The sequence below is a fragment of the Waddlia chondrophila WSU 86-1044 genome (genome assembly GCF_000092785.1).
In the GTDB taxonomy this organism is placed as follows: Bacteria; Chlamydiota; Chlamydiia; order Chlamydiales; family Waddliaceae; genus Waddlia; species Waddlia chondrophila.
This window is the reverse complement of the sequence record NC_014225.1, coordinates 931,655-953,070: the sequence shown is the minus strand read 5'-3', so window position 1 is coordinate 953,070 and position 21,416 is coordinate 931,655. Positions and strand designations below refer to the sequence as shown.

Annotated in this window: 20 protein-coding genes and 2 tRNA genes; 11 read left to right on the top strand and 11 right to left on the bottom strand. The window is 42.6% G+C overall.

The features are described from left to right. The 3 genes from WCW_RS04265 to surE are packed head-to-tail and all read left to right on the top strand — an operon-like array spanning nucleotide 1 to nucleotide 3,499. Nucleotides 1-855 carry an AAA family ATPase gene (locus WCW_RS04265; RefSeq protein WP_013181959.1) on the top strand — a complete coding sequence of 285 codons (855 nt, stop codon included), beginning with the start codon at nucleotides 1-3 and terminating at the stop codon, nucleotides 853-855. After that, nucleotides 852-2,687, top strand: a complete 1,836-nt coding sequence (locus WCW_RS04260) for a hypothetical protein (protein WP_013181958.1) — start codon at nucleotides 852-854, stop codon at nucleotides 2,685-2,687. Before WCW_RS04265 ends, WCW_RS04260 begins: the two co-directional genes overlap by 4 nt. Nucleotides 2,688-2,698: 11 nt before the next feature. Further along, complete coding sequence (gene surE, locus WCW_RS04255) at nucleotides 2,699-3,499, top strand: 5'/3'-nucleotidase SurE (protein ID WP_013181957.1); 801 nt, start codon at nucleotides 2,699-2,701, stop codon at nucleotides 3,497-3,499. On the opposite strand, the gene WCW_RS04250 is transcribed toward surE, so the two are convergent. Beyond that, nucleotides 3,468-4,079: an NADPH-dependent FMN reductase gene (locus WCW_RS04250; RefSeq protein WP_013181956.1), complete on the bottom strand. Its 612-nt coding sequence runs from the start codon at nucleotides 4,077-4,079 to the stop codon at nucleotides 3,468-3,470. The two genes, surE and WCW_RS04250, sit on opposite strands and share 32 nt — an antisense overlap. 255 nt (nucleotides 4,080-4,334) lie before the next feature. On the opposite strand from WCW_RS04250, the gene WCW_RS04245 reads away from it, so the two are divergent. Beyond that, entirely contained in the window at nucleotides 4,335-5,987 is a 1,653-nt protein-coding gene (locus WCW_RS04245) for a hypothetical protein (RefSeq protein WP_041941513.1), read from the top strand. Between the two features lie 30 nt (nucleotides 5,988-6,017). Here WCW_RS04245 and WCW_RS04240 read toward each other — a convergent pair. Both WCW_RS04240 and WCW_RS04235 read right to left on the bottom strand, forming a co-directional pair. After that, nucleotides 6,018-6,091 (bottom strand) — tRNA-Asp (locus WCW_RS04240). 8 nt (nucleotides 6,092-6,099) lie between these two features. After that, a tRNA-Val gene (locus tag WCW_RS04235) sits at nucleotides 6,100-6,172 on the bottom strand. A gap of 132 nt (nucleotides 6,173-6,304) precedes the next feature. Between WCW_RS04235 and WCW_RS04230 the strand changes: the two genes are divergently transcribed. Genes WCW_RS04230 through WCW_RS04220 form a run of 3 tightly spaced genes read left to right on the top strand, consistent with a single transcriptional unit; the run spans nucleotide 6,305 to nucleotide 8,934 of the window. Beyond that, the gene (locus WCW_RS04230; protein ID WP_049767115.1) at nucleotides 6,305-7,231 is read left to right on the top strand and encodes a YitT family protein; all 927 of its coding nucleotides are present in this window, start codon (nucleotides 6,305-6,307) and stop codon (nucleotides 7,229-7,231) included. A 59-nt stretch (nucleotides 7,232-7,290) separates the two neighbouring features. Beyond that, on the top strand, nucleotides 7,291-8,202 hold the full coding sequence (queG, locus tag WCW_RS04225) for a tRNA epoxyqueuosine(34) reductase QueG (protein ID WP_013181953.1): 912 nt from the start codon (nucleotides 7,291-7,293) through the stop codon (nucleotides 8,200-8,202). A gap of 51 nt (nucleotides 8,203-8,253) precedes the next feature. After that, entirely contained in the window at nucleotides 8,254-8,934 is a 681-nt protein-coding gene (locus WCW_RS04220; protein ID WP_013181952.1) for an LOG family protein, read from the top strand. 37 nt (nucleotides 8,935-8,971) lie between these two features. Here WCW_RS04220 and WCW_RS04215 read toward each other — a convergent pair whose 3' ends face one another. The 6 genes from WCW_RS04215 to rpe form a co-directional block, all read right to left on the bottom strand. Continuing rightward, the gene (locus WCW_RS04215) at nucleotides 8,972-9,223 is read right to left on the bottom strand and encodes a hypothetical protein (protein WP_013181951.1); all 252 of its coding nucleotides are present in this window, start codon (nucleotides 9,221-9,223) and stop codon (nucleotides 8,972-8,974) included. Nucleotides 9,224-9,251: 28 nt separating this feature from the next. Continuing rightward, on the bottom strand, nucleotides 9,252-10,025 hold the full coding sequence (locus WCW_RS04210) for a hypothetical protein (RefSeq protein WP_013181950.1): 774 nt from the start codon (nucleotides 10,023-10,025) through the stop codon (nucleotides 9,252-9,254). 176 nt (nucleotides 10,026-10,201) lie between these two features. Then, the gene (accC, locus tag WCW_RS04205; RefSeq protein ID WP_013181949.1) at nucleotides 10,202-11,575 is read right to left on the bottom strand and encodes an acetyl-CoA carboxylase biotin carboxylase subunit; all 1,374 of its coding nucleotides are present in this window, start codon (nucleotides 11,573-11,575) and stop codon (nucleotides 10,202-10,204) included. 5 nt (nucleotides 11,576-11,580) lie between these two features. Then, a complete protein-coding gene (gene accB, locus WCW_RS04200; protein WP_013181948.1) occupies nucleotides 11,581-12,063 on the bottom strand; it encodes an acetyl-CoA carboxylase biotin carboxyl carrier protein in 483 nt (160 codons plus the stop codon). Between the two features lie 6 nt (nucleotides 12,064-12,069). Beyond that, complete coding sequence (locus tag WCW_RS04195) at nucleotides 12,070-12,627, bottom strand: elongation factor P (protein WP_013181947.1); 558 nt, start codon at nucleotides 12,625-12,627, stop codon at nucleotides 12,070-12,072. An 11-nt stretch (nucleotides 12,628-12,638) separates the two neighbouring features. Further along, nucleotides 12,639-13,343, bottom strand: coding sequence for a ribulose-phosphate 3-epimerase (rpe, locus tag WCW_RS04190; RefSeq protein ID WP_013181946.1), 705 nt, complete (start codon nucleotides 13,341-13,343; stop codon nucleotides 12,639-12,641). 260 nt (nucleotides 13,344-13,603) lie between these two features. Between rpe and brnQ the strand changes: the two genes are divergently transcribed. Next, complete coding sequence (brnQ, locus tag WCW_RS04185) at nucleotides 13,604-14,773, top strand: branched-chain amino acid transport system II carrier protein (RefSeq protein ID WP_079891163.1); 1,170 nt, start codon at nucleotides 13,604-13,606, stop codon at nucleotides 14,771-14,773. A gap of 42 nt (nucleotides 14,774-14,815) precedes the next feature. Here the strand turns inward: brnQ and WCW_RS04180 are convergent, their stop codons facing one another. Together WCW_RS04180 and WCW_RS04175 are read right to left on the bottom strand one after the other, a co-directional pair. Next, nucleotides 14,816-16,774 carry a hypothetical protein gene (locus WCW_RS04180; RefSeq protein WP_143876350.1) on the bottom strand — a complete coding sequence of 653 codons (1,959 nt, stop codon included), beginning with the start codon at nucleotides 16,772-16,774 and terminating at the stop codon, nucleotides 14,816-14,818. Nucleotides 16,775-16,842: 68 nt separating this feature from the next. Next, entirely contained in the window at nucleotides 16,843-17,661 is an 819-nt protein-coding gene (locus tag WCW_RS04175) for an amino acid kinase family protein (RefSeq protein ID WP_227738831.1), read from the bottom strand. 82 nt (nucleotides 17,662-17,743) lie between these two features. Between WCW_RS04175 and queD the strand changes: the two genes are divergently transcribed. From queD to nusA, 3 genes are all read left to right on the top strand, one after another. Continuing rightward, on the top strand, nucleotides 17,744-18,118 hold the full coding sequence (gene queD / locus WCW_RS04170) for a 6-carboxytetrahydropterin synthase QueD (protein ID WP_049767114.1): 375 nt from the start codon (nucleotides 17,744-17,746) through the stop codon (nucleotides 18,116-18,118). A 262-nt stretch (nucleotides 18,119-18,380) separates the two neighbouring features. Beyond that, nucleotides 18,381-20,087, top strand: coding sequence for a 30S ribosomal protein S1 (rpsA, locus tag WCW_RS04165; protein ID WP_013181940.1), 1,707 nt, complete (start codon nucleotides 18,381-18,383; stop codon nucleotides 20,085-20,087). A 52-nt stretch (nucleotides 20,088-20,139) separates the two neighbouring features. Next, nucleotides 20,140-21,414: a transcription termination factor NusA gene (gene nusA, locus WCW_RS04160; protein WP_013181939.1), complete on the top strand. Its 1,275-nt coding sequence runs from the start codon at nucleotides 20,140-20,142 to the stop codon at nucleotides 21,412-21,414. Nucleotides 21,415-21,416 lie beyond the last annotated feature (2 nt).

Genomic DNA, 21,416 nt, shown 5'->3' with positions numbered 1-21,416 from the left:
ATGACCAAACCGCATTCCAATGAACACGAAAGCCGTATCCAAATCGAAGGAGTCGAGATCGCCCTCGGCTTCCCCGATGAATTTGATTTTGAATGGATCGGTCAACAGGATGTGATGGACCAGCTGCTAGCCGCCTGGCTTGTCATCGATCAAGATGACATTCCCCTTAATCCTCGCATTATCGGTAAGCCTGGAGTTGGAAAAACGACTCTTGCTTACGCTGCCGCTAAATCGCTTGGAAAAGATGTCTACATCTACCAATGCACCATGGATACCCGCCCGGAAGATCTGTTGATTACTCCTGTTGTAGATCAATCGGGTGGAATCCGCTATGTCGCCTCAGCTCTTGTGACGGCTATGATCCGAGGAGGTGTTTGTATTCTCGATGAAGCCAATCGCATGAGCGAAAAATCGTGGGCCTCGCTTGCTCCCCTGCTCGATACAAGACGCTACATAGAATCAATCGTTGCCGGTTTAAAAGTCTCTGCAAACCCTGAATTCCGCATTTGCGTGACAATGAATGACGACGCTTCCACTTATGAGATTCCAGAATACATCCACAGCCGCTTGCAGCCGCAGATCTATCTGGAATTTCCTGAAGCAGAGGAAGAAAAAAGGATTCTAAAAGAAAACCTGCCTTTCGTTGATGAACACATTATGGATTATGTGGTGAAATTTCTCCAAAATGCCCATCTCCAAAATGAAGATTTCACGATCAGAGACGGCATTAACATCGCACGTTATGCTGCAAAACGGATCGAAAGTGTTAAAGGGGGAAAAGAGAATATGGACAGCTTGCTGCGTCAGGCAGTTGTCATGACTTTAGGCGACGAAGCATTGATGTACATGCCGTGAAAGAGATTTTTACGATTCAAAAAGGCAGTATTCATGCCATCCCGATCACCCATTACACGATGGAGTTCGCCGGCATTGTCCACCGATCAATTCAAGAGGTCAAACCCGACTGTGTCGCCGTTGAATTTGCAGAAACCATGCAACTTCAACTTCTACATGCAGCCTCAAGACTCCCCGATATCAGCGTCGTCATTTCCTATGACAAACACAGCCAACCTCTCTATTATCTTTCGGAACCGTGCGATGCCGGTTTCGAAGCTTTGAGAACTGCTTTGGAAAATCAAATTCCGGCATTTTGCATCGATCTTGATGTCGATCACTATCCGCAAATGAGAGATCTTCTTCCGGATCCTTATGCCATTGAAAGAATCGGACTTGAAGCATACTACAAAATATTTGCCAATTCGCAAAAAAAACGTCCATTAGAAAAAGTGGATCTTGATGTTCAAAGAGAAACTTACATGGCTAAACGACTCAAGGAACTTTCCCTTTCCTATGATAACATCCTTTTTATCGGTGGAATAGCACATGTCGAAAGCATCTTGGACAAGGTCGATCAACCTTCATTTCCCAAGTTGAAACATGCTAAAAGAGAAGTTGTGGAAATTTGCACTTTAACTGAGGAATCATGCAGGGAAGTAATTGGTGAGTTCGGTTGGATTTCCACACTATACGAAGAAGCTCGCAAAGATTACATGCAAGGGCATCATCCGGAGTTTCCTCCAGACAGACAGAAACTCATTTATCAACTTTACAGAGAGTCCGGTTACAATTACGAAGAAAATGAAAATCTGGAATTTCCTGGCTATCACATGCGCAACCTGATGAAATTTGTGCGCAATTATTCTCTCACCACAAACCATTTGATGCCAGACCTCTTCCAAATTCTTACTGCTGCCAGAGGATGTGTAGAACACAATTACGCCTACGAAGTTTGGCTTCTCGCAACAGAATACCTCCATTTGAAAAACATCGATAACCTTCCAGAGCTGGACCTCTCTATCGAAGAGATTTGGGGCCGCTCTAAACATATCCGGTTTCAGCTGCGGGAACCTGGGCGAAAAAAGTTCGATTTTCATTCGAGAAATCGAAAGAAAAAAAGATACCGCTTCGATCCTCCAGGTCCTTTTACCATCTGCTCTTACCCTCCCGAAGATGTCGCTGTAGAAAATTTCGGAGAATTTTTACAAAAAAAAGGCACGCAGCTTTATTCAGAAGAGGGAGCGCAAACAGTTCCCTTTTCCACAAATTTAGAAGATGGCATCGACATTAAAGAAACGATCCGCCACTGGTCTGAACAGAAGCTTTACGTCAAAGTTAGAGGAAGACCTCCTGCCGGCGTCGGATCAGTTTGCGTGATCTTTGATGAAGACTCCCCATCTGAAGACCGCCCTGAAGAGGAAAAATACCCTTGGCGAACAACCTGGTTAGGGGAACATGAACAAGAATCCGACATGTCTTTTTATGCAACTCCCATGGGAAAAGATGTTGTCGGTCCAGGAATTACCCGCTGTGTGTATGGTGGTTTCCTTATGTCCTATCCTCCCAGGCGCATGTACGACATCTGGAGCGACCCGGACTACAGCATATGCAGAAGCAAACCCGAAGCTCTTTTAATGGCAGGCATCGACTACGCGATCAAACCAATTATCGTTTATGTTGCAGCTAAACCGCCGCCGAAGCATTTAAAGTCTTTTGCAAAAAAGTTCGAAAAAAAAATTATTTATATTCCTATTGGTCAATTATCACCTGTGACTTTGAAAAAAATTCGAACATTTCATGTTCTTGAAGGCCACGATCGAAGGAATATTGCAGATGATTATATTCATTAAGGAGACCCTAAATGAAACCAAAAGTCCTAATTACAAACGATGATGGAATCAACGCCCCTGGAATCCGGCACCTGTGGCAAGCACTTAAAGATATTGCCGATGCCACAGTTGTTGCTCCTATGCAAGAGCAATCGGCAACAAGCTTGTCGATCACGCTTAGACAGCCTTTAATGATTCAAAAGCAGATGTGGAATGGAGAAGAAAATATTTACAGTGTCACAGGCACTCCTGCCGATTGCGTCAAAATGGGAATCAGCGTCATTCTTGAGGCAAAACCGGACATCGTTGTTTCTGGAATCAACCGTGGAACCAATGCTGGAAGAAACCTGCTATACAGTGGAACCGTTGCCGGTTGCATCGAAGCTGCGCTGCATGGACTCCCAGCAATAGCCTTTTCTTGCCTTGATTATCAGGAAACCGATTATATTACCGCTCAAAAGCATGTTCCAGCCATTTTCTCTCATATTCTGAAAGATCCCTTGCCAAAAGGCTCTCTGCTCAATGTCAATTTTCCAAGCAAGAAAGTGGAAAAAATCAAAGGTTATAAAATGACACGGCAAGGCAAAGGATACTGGAGAGAAAACCCGGAGAAGCGTTCCCATCCAGCAGAAAACCACACCTATTACTGGCTCGGTGCACGCTTGGAACAGTTCGAAGAACCAGAAGACTCCGATGTTCGCTGGCTAAAAAACGGATACATCACCGCAGTTCCCGTACATGTAGATGAGCTGACAGACCACGAGCAACTCCGTTTGCGTCGTGATCGTTTTGAAAACATTTTTACCGAAGAAGCTCAGCAATTTCTTGTATAAGCTGTTTCTTGGTAGAGTCGTTCTTCAAGTTTTGATTGCAGTCAAATGCCTGATACGCTTGTGGAACGACAACTTTATCCTCAACCACTTTACCGCCCAAACTGGCAAGGACTTGCGCGAGATGGTCGACACTTCTTTTTCCCCCTCCTTTTCCTGGAGACGCACTCATAAGAGCAAATTTTTTATCCTTGAATGCTTCATTAGAAAATTCCGCCTGCTCCGTTCTTGAGGCCCAATCAAGAGCATTTTTCAAGATTGCTGTCAATGAACCGTTGTATTCTGGCGTAGCGATGATGATTCGGTTGTGGTCAAGCATCAGTTGTCTAAATCGAAGCGCATTTCGCGGCATTCCTTGAGAAGATTCCAGCTCTGCCTGATAAAAAGGCATTTCATAGTCTTTAAGGTTGATCACCGTGACTTCCGCGTTGCTAGTGCGTGCAATTTCAGCTGCGTTTTCGATAAGGCTTTGATTATAAGAGCCTGTTCGAGTACTTCCTGAGAACGCCAAAACCTTTACAGCTGATTGCACATCGAAAAAAGGAATAAAGAGCAGCATTAAAACGACGATTTTCTGTTTCATCACGAGAACTCCAATATTTTATCGTTGACTTCAAGAATCGGTATAGAGCGTATCGGTTTTCAAAAATTCGATCAACTATTTTTCTCTTAAAAATATAAAAAAACATCTTTACTTAAAACGTTTTTACTATAAAATAAAAATCTTTTAATAAATTTATTTAAAAAAATGATAAAGCCTAACTTATCTATTACTAATAATCTTTCTCAATTTATCCAAAAAAAGCATGAATCCAAGGATTTCGTACAAAGAGAGATTGTGACAAGAGTAGCAGGAGTGGCGCTTCCTATTTTTTCTTTAATTGACGTGGTTATTCACAGTGCTGGAATGTTGGAATCCTGCATCAAAGGCATCGCCATCAAACCAGGTGATTTCACAGATTTCCACAGACATTCCAAATGCGTGAAAATCTTTCTCCGCCTATTTATCGCCTCTTCAATTTATGGTGCTTTTATTCCATCGATTATTCTTGAAACTTTTGAGGACGGAACAATTCCTTGTGTCAATGTTTTACTCCTCTCAAAATATCCGGAATATTCGGAAAACTGTGTAGTAAACACTTCAAAAATCGTTAAATACATCAAAAAACATGTTCATCAAATGAAGGAAGAAGACCTTCAAGGAATGGAAAATACTCTTAAACTGCTTGGGGACGCAGAAAAATATTTAAGCCGTAAAAATTTGCAAGAGATCAAAAAAATGACTCAAGCTCCATTCACACATGGCTTAACGGATCTGATCCGCAAGCTGCGTACTGCCCAAGGATCATTTGTCAAAACAGCCTTTTTTAGACATTGCTTAACCAGGCTGTTAAGTTTGGGATTGTCTCTTACCTGTGCTCTAGATCTAATTTTCAATACTTTCGCTCTCTCATTCATTCTCTTGGCTGCTGCTTCGGGAAAACTCCTTATTGGCAAATCGTTTGACATAAGCAAAACGGATGCACTGAATTATATCATCACTCTATTTAGAGACCAGCTAGTCCATTTGGCTGGTACACTCACCGGTTCAATTGTCGGCCTGATCGATCCAGACACAGCCCTTCATCTCACAGATACTCGATCTTCCTGGTATCAAAAATTCCAATGTAAAGGAGAAAGATACACAGAAGCTATGCTGGAAGATCTGGAAAGAATGCAGGAAGGAGAAAGTCTTCTGATTCCACTAAGCTTCCAAACTGAAAAAAACGGACATATTGTTTACTGCCTCACAGACAAAACTTCCAGCGGCTATAACTTCACAACGTTAAATACAGGCTATGGCTCTAATTACGCCGAAATAAAACTGAAACTCATCACCTGCATAAAAAATGGATTAAGCAAAGAAGAAGCTGAAGCTTTGAGACGAAATGGTATAAGCAAAGAGCTCGATCCTAGAGAAAAACATCTTGCAAACTATACATTCAAACATTTGACATTCAGCCAGCTCTCCTCGCATGTGCGTGCAATTCATGAATTCGCCGAACTCAGCTTTAATGAAATCCAAAAAAAAGCTAACGAAAAAAAAATCTCAACCGATCAGTACACATATGAAACCATCTACCCTTCCATCATCTCTTCCGATGAAGGAAAAGTCCGTCCGGAATATGGAAAATTAGACAGTCAAGGTTTTCCAGACTTAACTTTCAATCCGCAGTTAATGTTTTCCTCACTGCAAACGATTGGAGATTGTCCCAAATCAAGCTTACTATCAGCTTTGAACTACCACAGCTCTCATCGCAGCAAAGAACCAAACCATCAACCGTTCGATAGATGGATACGAAAACTACAAGACAAAGTGCTTGATCAAGACGGATACCTTCTCGACATCAGTTTCATACTCAAAAATCACAATCGTCAAGCAAAAAAAACTGCCAAAACACACCTTGAAGAGAGGTGGAGATCTTATACCAGCAAATACTTGATGGCATAAGAAATCCCATAGAATAATCATAAAAAAGGTCGCGGGAGACGAGACTCGAACTCGCAACTTCCTGCGTGACAGGCAGGTGCTCTAACCGATTGAACTACTCCCGCGAAGGAGATGGGCGCTACAGGATTCGAACCTATGACCGCCTGTGTGTAAAACAGGTGCTCTACCAACTGAGCTAAACGCCCTTAAAAAGAAGCACTAATGTACACGAGAGTTGATTTTTCTTACAACACATTTTCTTATATTTTTCTTCTCTTCGATTAAATGCCAATCATAAAAGCTTGAAATTTAGCCCTTTTACCTGTATGATTCCATCCATGAAAGCACAAACATCCCCTCCTAAATCTATCACATCACAGCTTGGAGGCTACCTTTGGATCATCTTAGGGGCATTTCTAGCAGCAGTCTCTGTTGAAGTCTTTCTTATTCCAAAAAACTTGATTGACGGAGGGATTACTGGGATTTCCATGATCTTTGCTTATGTTTTCGGCAATAATCTTCTCCCTTTCTTTCTTATCGCATTCACTTCTCCTTTCCTGTATATGGGATACCGCTATATCGGAAAAGTCTTTCTACAACACATGATTGCAGCTGTTCTTGCATTTGTCGGATGGATTTTTTTCATCCATCAGTACACGGATTGGGTATTTATCGGAGAAAGCCTTGAGGTCGTTGTGATCGGCGGAGCAATTCTTGGAATCGGGGTCGGACTCATTATTCGATATGGCGGCTGCATTGACGGAACGGAAATTCTGGGAATCATTATCAACCGCTCGACTGGAATCACAGTCGGTCAAGTGGTCCTTGCGTGCAACGTCTTTATTTTCACTGCAGCGGGACTAGTGTTTAAAGATTGGCATCCTCCTATCCTTTCACTGATCACTTTTATGGTTGCGACAAAAGTGATGGATGCTGTCATCATCGGGATGGAAGAGACAAAATCCGTTTGGATCATCTCGCCTAAGTCTAAAATCATCGCTTCACGGATCATTCATGAACTTGGATTGGGAGTCACGATTCTTTACGGAAGGGGAGGATATTCTGGTGAAGAGAAAGAGATTCTCTATGTAACTGCAGAACGTTTGCAGCTTGCTGAGCTAAAAGAACTGACCTACTCCGAAGACCCCACAGCTTTCGTTGCCATTGAAAATCTGCATGAAGTCAGTAATGGCGTTCAACGGGAACGGAAAGTTTCCAGTCAAAAAAAGGCGGAAAAAATGATGGCCAAAATTTTTCGAAATTAGAGCGTATTAACAATTGGCTGAATCTCCATCTTGCAGCCAATTATCTAAATAGAGTTGTCATGCATTACCAAAAGATAAAAGAAAAAGCGTTTGAACTAGGCTATGACGACGTAGGGATTACCGATGCTATCATTCCTGAAGAGGATATCCAAGCATATAGGAAATGGCTCGACAAAGGATTTCAAGCAAAACTTTCCTACATGGAAAATGAGATCCGCTGTACCCCTGAAAAGCTGTTACCTGGAGCCAAAACTGCCATTATTTTCATCTCCTACTATAAGCAACCTCCGCTGCCTTTCCGTAAAGATGCAGGGCTCATCGCTTCATATGCCCGTGGCCGAAAATATCACAATGTCCACCACAGCCGATTGAAAAAATTTGTCAATTGGTTTGAGCAGGAGCAGGGTCAACAAGGCTCCTGCAAAGCTTTCAGCGATTCGACACCCATACTTGAAAAAGCTTTAGCTGTGCGGGCAGGTTTAGGCTGGTTCGGAAAAAATACATTATTAATCCACAGGAAATTCGGTACATTTACTCTTCTTTCAGGCGTTTTGACAACAGCTGACATCCAAGATAAAACAATGAACCTACGGCTTCCCCGCTGCGGCTCCTGCACCCGCTGCCTTGACTCATGCCCAACAGGAGCACTTAAAGAACCTTACCTTATGGACGCATCCAAATGTTTATCCAACCATCTGATAGAATCCAAAGATCCACTGCCTGAAGAGATCTCAAAAAAGAATCCCGGATACCTTTTCGGCTGCGATATCTGCCAAGATGTCTGTCCGCACAACATTAGAAAGCCCCCTTCCGAGTCAAAAGACTTTGCTCCGGAAAGCGGAATGGGAGCTTATATCACTCTTGATGAATTGTGCTCTCTGGAACTTGAACCTGAAAAACTTTACGGCACCCCACTGCAACGGAGGGGTATTTCCGGGCTCAAGCATACTGCTTCTCGACTTTTTTCTTGATAGAATATTGAAAATCATGTATTTAGAAGGAAAGTTGACGTAATACTAACTATGACTGAAAACAAAAATTTTAATTACTCCACATCCCATGCGGATTCCTGGCGAGTCTTCCGCATCATTTCTGAATTTGTCGATGGATTCGAATCGCTCATGCAAATCGGACCTTCAGTCACGATCTTTGGCTCAGCGCGGCTACAAGCCGTCAATCCCTATTACAACATGGCCATCGATGTTGCTCAAAAGATTGCTGAAAGAGGCTTTGCTGTCATTACAGGCGGGGGTCCTGGCATTATGGAAGCCGCGAATAAAGGAGCACAATCCATAGGCAGTATGTCTGTCGGAATTGGAATCGACGTCCCGTATGAAAATGATACAAACCGTTTTATCGATCCTCGCTACCGTTTGAAATTCCGCTATTTCTTTATCCGCAAGGTGATGTTCATCCGCTACGCTAAAGCGTGTGTGTTTCTTCCAGGAGGACTTGGAACATTGGATGAATTTTTCGAAACAGTCACACTTATTCAAACGCAAAAAATCAAACCTTTTCCCATCTATCTTATGGGTACGGAATATTGGAGTGGCCTAATCGACTGGCTAAAAAAAACTGTATTGGAAATGGGATGCATGTCTGAAAAAGACCTGGATCTTTTTATCCTTACTGACGATCCTGTCGAAGTCGCCAATGGAATTGAGAGACACTACGCTCAAGATCAATCTCTGGAAAATTTTTAAGAAGCCCGCTGTTAAAGCGGGCTCCTGCGATCTAAGCCTACCGGCGGTAAGCTCTTTGATTAAACACAACGGTTGTTGTTCCTGTATTAGGAAGCTGTCTTGCAGGAACATTTCTTAAAGGAACTTGAGAATATCCCGGTGCACCTACATGTTGATGTGCAATCACATGAACATGACGGGCTTGCTGCCCTTGCTGCGTTGCAATCACTGTTGTTTGCGGCGTATATGATGTAACTGGATATTGATTTCCTGTTCCTACAGGTACATGTCCACTTGGATTAAATGTCATCGTAAGTTTCTCCTTTTATTGTGAAAATTTAGAAAATACAGTTGCCAATTGCATGATCGTTCATATTGACGTTGATTAACATGTTTGGATTACTTCCGGAAAACCAACCGTCATTGATACCGATGATGACAGTATCGTTTGGCAACCATTGATTGACAATAGAGCTATCCCACCAAGACATTTTCCAAACAGAACCATCTTCAAGATACACTTCACGATTGCTGTAGTCAATCGCAAGAATCCAGTGGGTGTAAATCCCATTATAGATCGGTCCTAGAGAAAGATTGACTTTGACTTTTGCTCCAGTGTTTAGGTTAACAAGGCAATAGTTATAAGAGGAAAACCAGGTGTGGTTTGGAACGATGACAATGGTATCTCCTGTCATCCAGTCAAACGTCTGATAACGATCTTCTGAAGAAACGATCCAAATAGACCCATCTTCCAACTGCACCGTATCACCCATGAGAGAAACAGCAATAGGGTGATGCGTAGCGCCTTCGTGCGAAGTGTAATAAGTTGTTGAAGTCCCCGCGCTTTTTTTAATAAGCTTGGACTTTACTTCCCCATCTTCTGCCTCTTCTTCTGCAAGAACGCACTCGCTTTCTTCTTCAGTCAACTCATCTCCATTTTCAAGTTTTCGGATGAGCTCATATTTCTGTTCCTGGATTAAAACGCGTTCCGCATGTCCCAAAGCACGGGAACCAACCTGAATATGCTCTTCTGGTTCTTCATCAGACGCCATCAAAGGCGCAGACATTAAAGCAAATCCTAACATCCATTTTGTTACTATTTCAAATTTCATGTTCTTATCCTTGTTGTTGTCATCGAAAATTGAATGTGAATCATGCTCAAGCCTATTAAAGACGAGATAAAGATTCGTTAAAAATTACAAAAAGCGACATACCAGATCATGTTGAAGTACAAACCTACTCGGGATAGGTTCACAGAAAACGAGGCCGATTAATCATCTGAAAAGATTTAGTCTTGCAAATCAAGATCAAAGACACATCCATCCGCCATAAGATCATCTATATAAGCAAGATCATAGGATGTTCCCTCAATAAAATTCTCATCTTGCAATAGATATTGATGAAAGGGAATTGTAGAATAAACGCCTCCGATGTGAAACTCCTTCAGCGCTCTTTTACCAATCTGAATCGCCTCTTCTCGGGTTTTACCTCGGACAATCAATTTGGCAATCATCGAATCATAATTCGGAGGGATTTTATATCCGGAATAACAAGCACTGTCAACCCGCACATGAGGACCTCCTGGAGGAAGATAATATTCAAGTTGGCCCGGTGAAGGAGAAAATTGATTCGAAGGATTCTCAGCGTTAATCCGAAACTGGATGACATGCCCTTCAAAATTCACATCTTTCTGCCTGATTGAAAGCTTCTCCCCCATGGCAATCTTGATCTGCTCTTTCACCAAATCAACACCTGTAAGATCTTCAGTAACGGTATGTTCGACTTGGATGCGAGTGTTCACTTCCATAAAATAAAAGTGATGGTCTTTATCTAATAAAAACTCGACAGTACCAACAGAATTGTACCCAACCTCCTTAGCAATCGCAATGGCAGCAGCCCCCATTCTCTTCCTTAACTTTGGAGAAACTAACGGGCTTGGCGCTTCCTCAATCAATTTTTGGCGACGTCGCTGAATCGTGCAATCTCTTTCACCTAAATGCACATAGTTACCGTGCTTATCTCCAACGATCTGCACTTCGATATGCCGGGGCGTCATGATCATTTTTTCAAGGTAGACTTCAGGGTTTCCAAAACTCACTTCCGCTTCAGCCCTGGCTGCAGAAAATTGTTTTTTAAATTCATCTTCAGAAAAAGAGATCCGAATCCCCTTGCCCCCTCCTCCAGCAACTGCTTTAATGAAAACAGGAAATCCCATCTCTTTCACTTCTTCGAGAGCTTGCTCAATGGTGGAAACAACCCCATCAGAACCTGGAATCACCGGACAGCCAGCCTTTTTAGCAACAGCTTTAGCTCTAGATTTATCACCTAAATGCGCAATCGTTTCGGGAGAAGGACCAATGAATTCCAAACCGCAGCTTTCGCAAATAGAAGCGAAATTGTGGTTTTCACTCAAAAATCCATATCCAGGATGGATCGCATCTGCTCCGGTGATTTCACAAGCGGATAAGATATTCGGAATTTTCAAATAAGACTGATTAGCCGGAGCTTTGCCAATGCAAATCGCCTCATCGGCGTGGAGAACATGCAGAGCTTCGGAATCGGCCTCAGAATAAACAGCAACTGTCTCAAGCCCCAAATCGTGACAAGCCCTGATGACACGTACCGCAATCTCTCCTCGATTCGCTACTAATACTTTTTGCATGCTCTTTATGATACTTTAAATAATTTGGTTCCAAATTCGACAGGGTGGCCATTTTCGACCAACACCTCTGAAATAACGCCTGAGACTCCAGCTTTTACTTCATTCATCACTTTCATGGCTTCAACAATGCAGACAACACTCTCTTCTGTCACCCTATCGCCCACTTTCACAAAAAAAGGTTCATCCGGCCCAGAAGCAGAGTAAAAGGTACCCACCATTGGAGATGTGATAAATGTTCCCTTCTCTTCTCTCACCGCAGAATCGTGATCGACCGGTGGATGAAGAGAAGCTGGAATATCAGGTGCTTTGACACGAGGAATTTCTGTTTCAGCCCTGGCATAAGCCTCAGGCATATGCTCGACCACTTGCTTAACTACCTTTTCCTCTCTTTCCAGCTCAAGCTCAAAATTGTCGTTTTTAATCTTCAACCGTTTTAGACGGGTCCGACCCATTGCCGCCATTAGATCTTTAATTTGCTTTAATTCCATGACTACCTATACCCGTTGAATGTATTCACTGGTTTTCGTATCGACCTTGATGATATCACCCGGTTCAATAAACGGAGGAACCTCCACTTTAGCGCCTGTCTCAAGCACTGCAACCTTAGTCGCATTTGAAAGAGGAGACAAGTCTTGATCCCCTTCAGTAGTACTGACCATAAGTTCCAAAAACTGTGGAAGCTCAATAGAAAAAACCGTATCTCCATAAAAAGCTGCTGCAACTTCAATGCCTTCCTTAAGATAATTGATTTTTTCCCCAACTACAGGATTTGGGACAAGGATCTGATCCAAAGTTTTCACATCCAGAAAAAGAAACTCTTTTCCTTCCTTATACAAAAACTCAAGAGGTCTCTCATTTAAATTGACCTCGCTCACTTCCTGGTCGAGCTTGAAGTTTTTCTCGGTCACTTGATTGTTTGCCAGATCACACAGTTTTGTTTTGATAAATGGAGTTCCCTTAGGAACCGTCACTTTAACACTGGACTCTACGCGAAATAATTTCTTTCCTATCGATAAAATCATTCCAGGATTAATCTGATTGCTCAATACCATTATTAATTCCTTTATTTCAACGCGTTACGCAATGTTTGAATCCCTTCTTGCAAAGTCGGAAACTCATATAAATAGCTGCCTGACACAAGAACATTTGCTCCCGCTTCAATACACTGCCCGGCAGTTTGATCATTAATACCGCCATCGACTTCAATATCGAAAGGCGGCAGAGTCCCTTCTTTCGGAACAACTCCACCCTGCCTGATGTTCAACCGGTCGCAAGCCTCCCGAACAAAGCGCACCTTATCCAAAACCTCAGGCATGAACGCCTGTCCGCCGAATCCAGGATTCACGGTCATTAGCAAAATCATGTCGCATTTATCGAGATATTTGATCACCATTTCTTTTGAAGTTTCCGGACAAAATGCCAAACCTGCCTTGATATTGCAGCGACGGATGAAATTAAGCGTATCTTCTACATCTTCTGTAGCTTCGAAATGGAATGTCAGCATATCCGCACCAGCCTCCACCATTTTTTCCACATAATCAAAAGGGTGGTACACCATGATATGCACATCGAGAAAAAGATCTGTCGATCGGTTAATCGCAGCTAGAGCCTTTGGACCCAAGGTTAAATTATCGACAAAATTCCCATCCATAATATCGACATGCAGCATATCAGCGCCCGCATCTTCTATCCGCTTTGCCTCTTCAGCAAGATTGCCGAAATCACCAGCTAGAATGGAAGGAGAAATTTTTATCTGAGCATCTACCATTGAATTTCCCTGAAAAAAAATAAGGGTTCATTTTTACCGATTTAAGATCAAAAGTCAAGCGGACCTTTAGGTCGAAATAGGTTCTTCAAAAAAATATCTTTTCTACTTGACCCAATAAAAGGAGTCATGCTAGAATTTCCTCATGAACAAATTTTTACTTCTCCCCATTTTCATTCTAGTGCGCTAGGCGCACATTATTCAATCTTCCACCCATACTCAAATTTCCAGACCCTTATTAAAATTTTAAAGAGAGAAGGATCATGTCTACAAAAATAAAGTCCAACACCCTATCCACTGGATTGGCTATGTTTTCGATGTTCTTCGGAGCAGGGAACATTGTCTTTCCTTTAGCGATGGGGCAATATGCACAAAATCAAAACATCTATGCGATCATCGGCCTATTAATCACCGCAGTCGGAGTCCCTTTCCTTGGATTGGTGGCTATGGCGCTGTATGATGGCAACCACAAAGAGTTCTTCCAAAAAATTGGAAAAATGCCTGGCTTTCTGGTTGCTTTATTCATTATGCTGCTGATCGGCCCCTTTGGCGCTATGCCTCGAGTGATTGCATTTTCCCATTCAACAGCCAAAATGTTTATGGGCGACATTTCGCTCCCTCTTTTTTCTGCGATTTCCTGCCTCGTCATTTTTCTGATGACCTATAAAAGAAGCCGCATTCTGGATATTCTCGGTTATTTTTTAACTCCAATACTACTCTTCTCTCTGGTAGTCCTTGTCGTTAAGGGATGGTTGACAGGCACCCCTTCAGGAGCTTCTGGCGATTCAAACGTTGAAGTTTTTTTCAACGGTGTTTGGGAGGGCTACAACACAATGGATCTTCTGGCAACGTTTTTCTTTTCTTCTGTGGTCATCTTATGCTTGAAAAGAGAATTGCATCCGGAAAGCCAAAACGACTTCAAAAAGTTGGTAGGAATGACCTTAAAAGCAAGTTGCATCGGAGCAACTTTGTTAGCGCTTGTCTATATTGGTATCAGTTTTGTCGCTGCCAGACATAGCAGCTACCTAGCTTCCTTTCCAACAGATGAAATGCTAGGCCAGCTCTCTTTGAAGATGCTTGGACCTTACGCCGGTATCATTGCAGTTCTTGCTGTAGCAATGGCTTGCTTGACAACAGCAATCGCACTGGCTGCTGTTTTCGCAGAATACATTCACGAGGATATCGCAAACACTAAAGTCAGTTATAGAATGGCTCTGGTACTCACACTTATTTCCGCATTTTTCATGTCCACATTGAATTTTGCCGGCATCATGAGTTTTCTAGCACCAATTTTAACCCTTATCTATCCATCGCTGATTGTTTTGGCATTCGTAAGCATTTTGCATAAGCTTTACAACTTCCAATACATAAAGCTTCCTGTATTTGCGACTTTCGCGATTACAGTCTTAGTGGACGCTTACACCCATTTTTGATGGAACTTTTATAAAACAAAGCCCGCTGAAACTCAGCGGGTTTTATCTTTGATGCTCCAGCTTTTCGATTGCATGCTGGATCGATATGCAAAATTTCCTCTGCTTTTGAGGATCGTCTGAACGGAAAATGTACCCAAGATACAGAATGTCATAAACATTGACCTGAGTCATAGCCAAGCTCGAAGGGGAAAAATCTAGCAAAGCGAGCTCTTCACTAATCAACTCTTCTAATTCTACATGCTCTGCAGTAATCATTACATACACGAAATGAGGCTCGGCACGCACCTTCATCGCGTAGCTTTCTTCGTTAAAGAAACCATCGGAGATCGACTCAAGAAGCATGACAAAAAGAGTTTTCAACGCTTCAGGCTCCAATACTGTTCTCATAATGACAGGATTGAGAGAATAAAAGAAATCCTCCAGAAGAAGATCGTTGTAATTAACGATTCCTTGCAGCAATTTTCTTACACTAGCCAACAACTCATTTTGCTTCGAAATCATCCCTCCATTATAATCTCTAACCTCTCCAAGGGCATTCGAGACTTCCGCAAAGACAGCTTCCCTCGCCTTGTAAAGGTCAATTGAATGATCTCTTCTCAAAAATTCTTCTTTAGGCAGCCTCAACCGACAAACTGTTGCTTCTTTTGGATACTTTTTTCTAAGAAAGCCAATCGTTTTTGTTCGATCATGAATGTATTCCAATCGGGAGCTTGAATTTTTAAAACTCTCTTCTATTAAAGAATCGCCCTCCTTAAGAACTCTGACAATAATGACGTTAAAGCACAGATGATGGTGTGTCTGTTCATCGAAGGTAATAAAGACCTGCGGAATATCTCGTAAATATTTAATTTGATTTCCTAAAGTCAAAATATTGCGCATAATCTCTTCTTCATTGCGCGGCATGAATACAGGCTGAATCAGATGTTCGACTCTTTCCCCTAATTCTTTGGGGAGATTATTTCTCAATGTGGTCACTTCGCTTGCCGTAAACAGCTTCCCATCTTGTTTTTCCACTTCCAAATACAATGTACATATCGGCTCAGCCCCCCTGCGGTTGAAAAACGAAGAATTTTCTATCATGACCGCTTCAGGAATATAATTTTGAATCGCTTTGATCAAATGAGTCTCTTCAAACACCTCCTTATCCCGTAAGAAGTTGACAGCCAGAAGAACTCCAAGCACCTTTTTTTCCGAATCGCTCAAGAGCAAAGTTGTCTGAAAAAATTTCAAATTCAGATGCCTTTTTCCTGGATGCTTTCTTATTTTCTGTCTCAGATCTTTCCTGAATAAATATTGAATGCCAATTAACCTGCTCAAATGCCTGACACTGCGCCGCAGCTTAAAATCGTCTCGGCACATCACCAATACATGCTGCATTTCCGTAAAGACATCAAAGGAAAAATTGTGAGGCCATCTGGCGGTTGCCCATGCGATGCACTCTTGAATCATCGCCGTTTTCTCGTCGTTTGAAAGCCCTTTAACTTCAAGAATCCGGCGTGCATAGTAGCTGGAAACCACTCCTAAACGCACTTCCGACTCGATAATAGGCAGGTTGCGCTTAACAGCTTCCATCTCTTCGGCATTCTCAATTCTGATCACCATTTCGCACATTGTATAAACTTGTTCGCTAAATTCCGGAATCGTAAAGTCGGAAGCATACATTGCCAGCACATTAAGCCTTTTTCCAGGTATCAGCCAACGACTGATCATTTCAAAAAAAAATTTAAACGCGTTTGGCCTATAGCAGCAGATTAAATAACAAGACATGTTGGTAGGCGTGGAATTTGTCGGTTTCCAATACGTGAAAGGAAGCAAAGATTGAAAATGTTTGAAAAGCTTCTCCTTCTCATCCGGATGACTGCCGTAAAATTGAATAAATTCTGAAGGAAGGATCTGCTTCAGCGTCCTAGGTACAAGACTGGAATAATAGAGATGATTATGGTTTTCCGATGTGAGATCCAGCTCCGTGCTAATAAGAGGGAAATCCGGCTCTTTATTCATGATCATTCGACTCTTATTAATAAAGAAAAAAACGCCTTATGAACCAATCAGCAACTTCATGGATAGGTTCATACACAATTGGAGATTCTGCCAGTTTCTCTCATATTCTGACAAGTGTACTCATAGATCGGTTGAACAGGAAGCACAAGGTTCCGGTCAAAAATTCTAGTTCCTTGATCATCGGAATCATCATCAAACGAACGCACCCAAAGAGGAATCCCATTTTTCTCGGCCAGGTCAAGACAACGAATGGAAAGCACTTTGGCTCCGGAATCAATAATTTTTCTCGATTGAGCATAAGTCAAACAAGAATAACACGTACTTTCAGGAAATTTTTTCGGATCCCTTTCAAAAATGCCGGCAACGTCCTTATAAAATTCAACACACTCCGCTTCCAGAGCAATTCCTAAAGCCACAGCGGTCGTATCAGATCCTCCCCTGCCAAGCGTTGTGATTTCCTTATTCATGCTCACTCCCTGAAACCCTGCGACAATCACAACTTTTTCCTCTTGCAGACACGGGATCAGCCTATAAGGACGCACATCGATGATCCGCGCTTCTGTGTGGTCATCAGTTGTAATGATGCCTGATTGACTTCCTGTAAAACTCACTGCTTCCTGTTCTTTTAGCGAAAGGGCCATTGCAAGCAAGGAGATGCTGATCCTTTCTCCGACAGTGACAAGCATGTCATACTCTCTTCGAGGCGGATTTGGATGAACCTGCTTAGCCAATGAGATCAACTCGTCAGTTGTGTTGCCCATTGCAGAAACAACAGTCACAATCCTTTCATACTCCTGCTTCCTTTGGAGAATAATGTCGGCAATTCTAGAGAAGTGTTTTGGCGTGGCGACCGAAGCACCTCCAAACTTCATGATCAACGTACTCACAACCGACTCTTGTGCTTGGAATGATAACTTGTCATGTGTTATATTATCCTACCTATTTCGAATTAACTTCAAGAGCTCGAATTTGTTTACCATCATCAAAACATTTAGATTTGAAGCAGGGCATCAACTCGCTCACCATGATGGCGCTTGCAAACATCCGCATGGCCACTCCTACGTTCTAGAAATACAAGTGAAAAGCGGCACTTTAATTGACGACGGCCCCAAGAAAAATATGGTGATCGATTTTCATCACATCTCAGATATCGTCAAACCGATGATCAACACTTATTTTGACCACAAATGGTTGAATGATACCCTTGAAACCGACTCCCCCACCTCAGAATTTATCGCCCGTTGGATCTACCGCCACCTCGATCGTCAGATTCCGGGTTTGCATGCGATAGGCTTAAGTGAAACAGCAACCTCAAAAGTGATCTATACCGAAACCGATTCTTAACCCCCTGATTGCGACCTAATCCCCGGACAAACGCTGTAGATGGGCGGCAGATTTTTTAGTTTGTGACGAAGGAAATGTTCCTGCATTCCCGAGGAGCAAAATGAAAAAGATGACGCTCAGCTATCAGATGTTTGTACAGGGATTAGGACGCAATCAGGGGTTAAACCTATCCGTATAAATCTACCTTTAATAGCTATTGCTTTTTTTCTTAGGCGTTTGATACACTTGTTGCATCAGTTAAAAAATCAGGAGTAAACCCTAAATGTCCAACAAACAAGAACACAGCTGGGATGATGCGAACATCCTTGATGATGTCCAATACAAAGAAGAAGACGCAAAAACCTTTCAACAGCTCATGCAGACATCGACCGACGCTTCGACAGATGAAAACCAGCCGATGAAGCCAGGCTCAATTCTCAAAGGAAAAATTGTTGAAATCTCCAAAGAATTTGTTGTTGTTGATGTAGGGTTAAAATCCGAAGGCCTTGTTCCAATGGAAGAGTTTTCCGACCCTTCGCAAATCATCTTAGGCAACGAAATCGAAGTGTTTCTTGATGAAGCAGAAGACTCCAACGGTCAAATCATTCTTTCCAGAGAGAAAGCGGAAAAGCTCCGTAAATGGGAATTCATCCTTGAACACTGTGAGGAAGGCTCCATCGTTAAAGGAAAGGTGATCCGCAAAGTCAAAGGCGGGCTCATGGTTGATATTGGAATGGAAGCGTTCCTTCCCGGATCTCAACTCGACAACAAGCGGATCAAGAATCTCGACGAGTACATCGGACAAACTTACGAATTTAAGATTCTCAAGATCAACATCGATCGCAAAAATGTCGTCGTTTCCAGAAGAGAACTTTTGGAAGCTGAAAGGATTTCCAAAAAAGCGGAGCTTCTGGCAACAATCAGCGAAGGCGATATCCGAGAAGGGATCGTCAAAAACATCACAGATTTCGGAGTTTTCCTCGATCTGGACGGCATTGATGGACTTCTTCACATCACCGATATGACCTGGAAGCGCATCCGCCACCCGTCGGAAATGGTCAAAATCGGCGACAAGCTGGAAGTGATGATCCTCTCTGTCGACAGGGATAAAGGACGTGTTGCTTTGGGACTAAAGCAGAAAGAGTCCAATCCTTGGGATGAGATCGAACAAAAATATCCTCCCGGAACTCGAGTCAAAGGAAAAATCGTCAATCTTCTTTCTTATGGAGCTTTCATCGAAATCGAAGATGGCATCGAAGGGTTGATCCACGTTTCTGAAATGTCTTGGGTAAAAAACGTCACTGATCCGAGCGAAGTTGTCAATAAAGGCGACGAGGTCGAAGCTATTGTCTTATCCGTACAAAGAGACGAAGGAAAAATCTCTTTGGGAATTAAACAAACGGAAAGGAATCCTTGGGATGAAGTTGAAGAAAAATATCCTGTGGATAAAAACGTCAAAGTTGAAGTGAAAAGCTTGACAAACTATGGAGCATTCGTTGAACTAGAGCCTGGCGTTGAAGGACTCATCCACATTTCTGACTTGAGTTGGATCAAGAAAGTGTCCCACCCTTCTGAAATTTTGAAGAAAGGGGATATGGTCGATGCAGTAATCTTGTCTGTGGATAAAGAGAGTAAAAAAATTACTCTTGGCGTGAAGCAGTTAGGATCAAATCCTTGGGAAGACATTAAGGAAACGATGCCAATCGATAGTATCGTCAAAGGCACTGTCTCAAAAATCACGGCATATGGAGCATTTGTTGAGCTTGACAACGGACTCGAAGGATTGATTCATGTCACAGAACTTTCCGATGAAGCATTTGGGAAAGTGGAAGATGTTGTGAGTGTTGGTGCTGATGTCACAGCTAAAGTCATGAAAGTGGATCCTGAACACAAGAAAATCTCCCTTTCAATCAAAGAGCATATGTTTGATAAAACACAGAGCAGCAGAGACGATGTCGTTGTAAGCAACGAATCTGATATGCGAGATTAGGTAAAGCACATATTAGAAACCTATCCGGTAAATAGAGCATAAGGCATAAAACATGAATAAAGATCTGGTTGCCATTTTTGAATACCTCGAAAAAGAAAAAGGGATTCAAAGGGAGATCGTCATACACGCGATTGAAGAGTCGCTTCAGGCTGCTGCACGCAAAAGTGTTAGCGGTGCATCGAATGTTACTGTTCAAATTGATCCCAAAACCGGCAATATTAATGTCTTCAGCGAAAAAGAAATTGTTGACGAAGTGGAAGTTCCTGCTCAAGAGATTTTGCTTGAGGAAGCCAGAGAGATTGATCCCGATTGTGAAATCGGTCAATTTATCGACATCCTGGCAACCCCTAAGGATTTTGGGAGAATTGCTGCGCAAAAAGCGCGTCAAATCATTTCGCAGAAGCTGCGCAGTGCCGAGAGGGATGTGATCTATGAAGAATATCGCCATCGCGTCAACGAGGTGGTCTCCGGCACGGTCAAAAGATTCGTGAAAGGTGCAAACTTGGTCGTCGATTTAGGAAAGGTCGAGGCATTAATGCCTATGCGGCAATATCCCAAGACCGAAAAATATAAAATCGGCGACCGCGTTTTAGCTTTATTAATGGAAGTGAACGATACGGATTCTGGTGGTGCAGAAGTGATTTTATCTCGTAGCAGCCCTGAATTCGTTAGACAATTGATGATTCAAGAAGTGCCTGAAATCGTTGAAGGGATTGTCGTCATCGATAAAATCGAACGGGAAGCGGGGTATCGCACAAAATTAACCGTACGTGCCACTGACCAAAAGGTCGATCCTGTCGGAGCGTGCGTCGGAATGCGGGGCAACCGGGTCAAAAATGTAGTAAGAGAACTCAATAGCGAAAAAATCGATATTATTCCTTACTCTGATGATCCGATAGAGCTGCTGCAGAATGCCCTTTCTCCTATTGAAATTAGAAAAATCAGCATCAGCGAAGACGACCGTGTCATTTCGATTGTCATCGATGATGACGATTATGCGGCAGTGATCGGGAAAAAAGGGATGAATGCCCGTTTAAACAGCAGATTAATCGGATACGAGCTAGAAGTTCAACGGATGACTGATTACAATAAGACAATGGCAATTCAGCGCACTGAATTAGCAGAATCCGATGATCCTACGCTAGATCATCCTCTAACAGGAATAGAAGGCGTTAATAAACTCGTCTTTGAACATTTGGTCGCAGAAGGTTTCAACACACCGCGCACTTTACTATTGGCATCTCCGGAGCAGCTGTCAAATGCAGCTAGCATTAGCCTTGAGATGGCCGATCATATTTTAGAACAAGTAAGAAAACAGAGGCTTTAAAG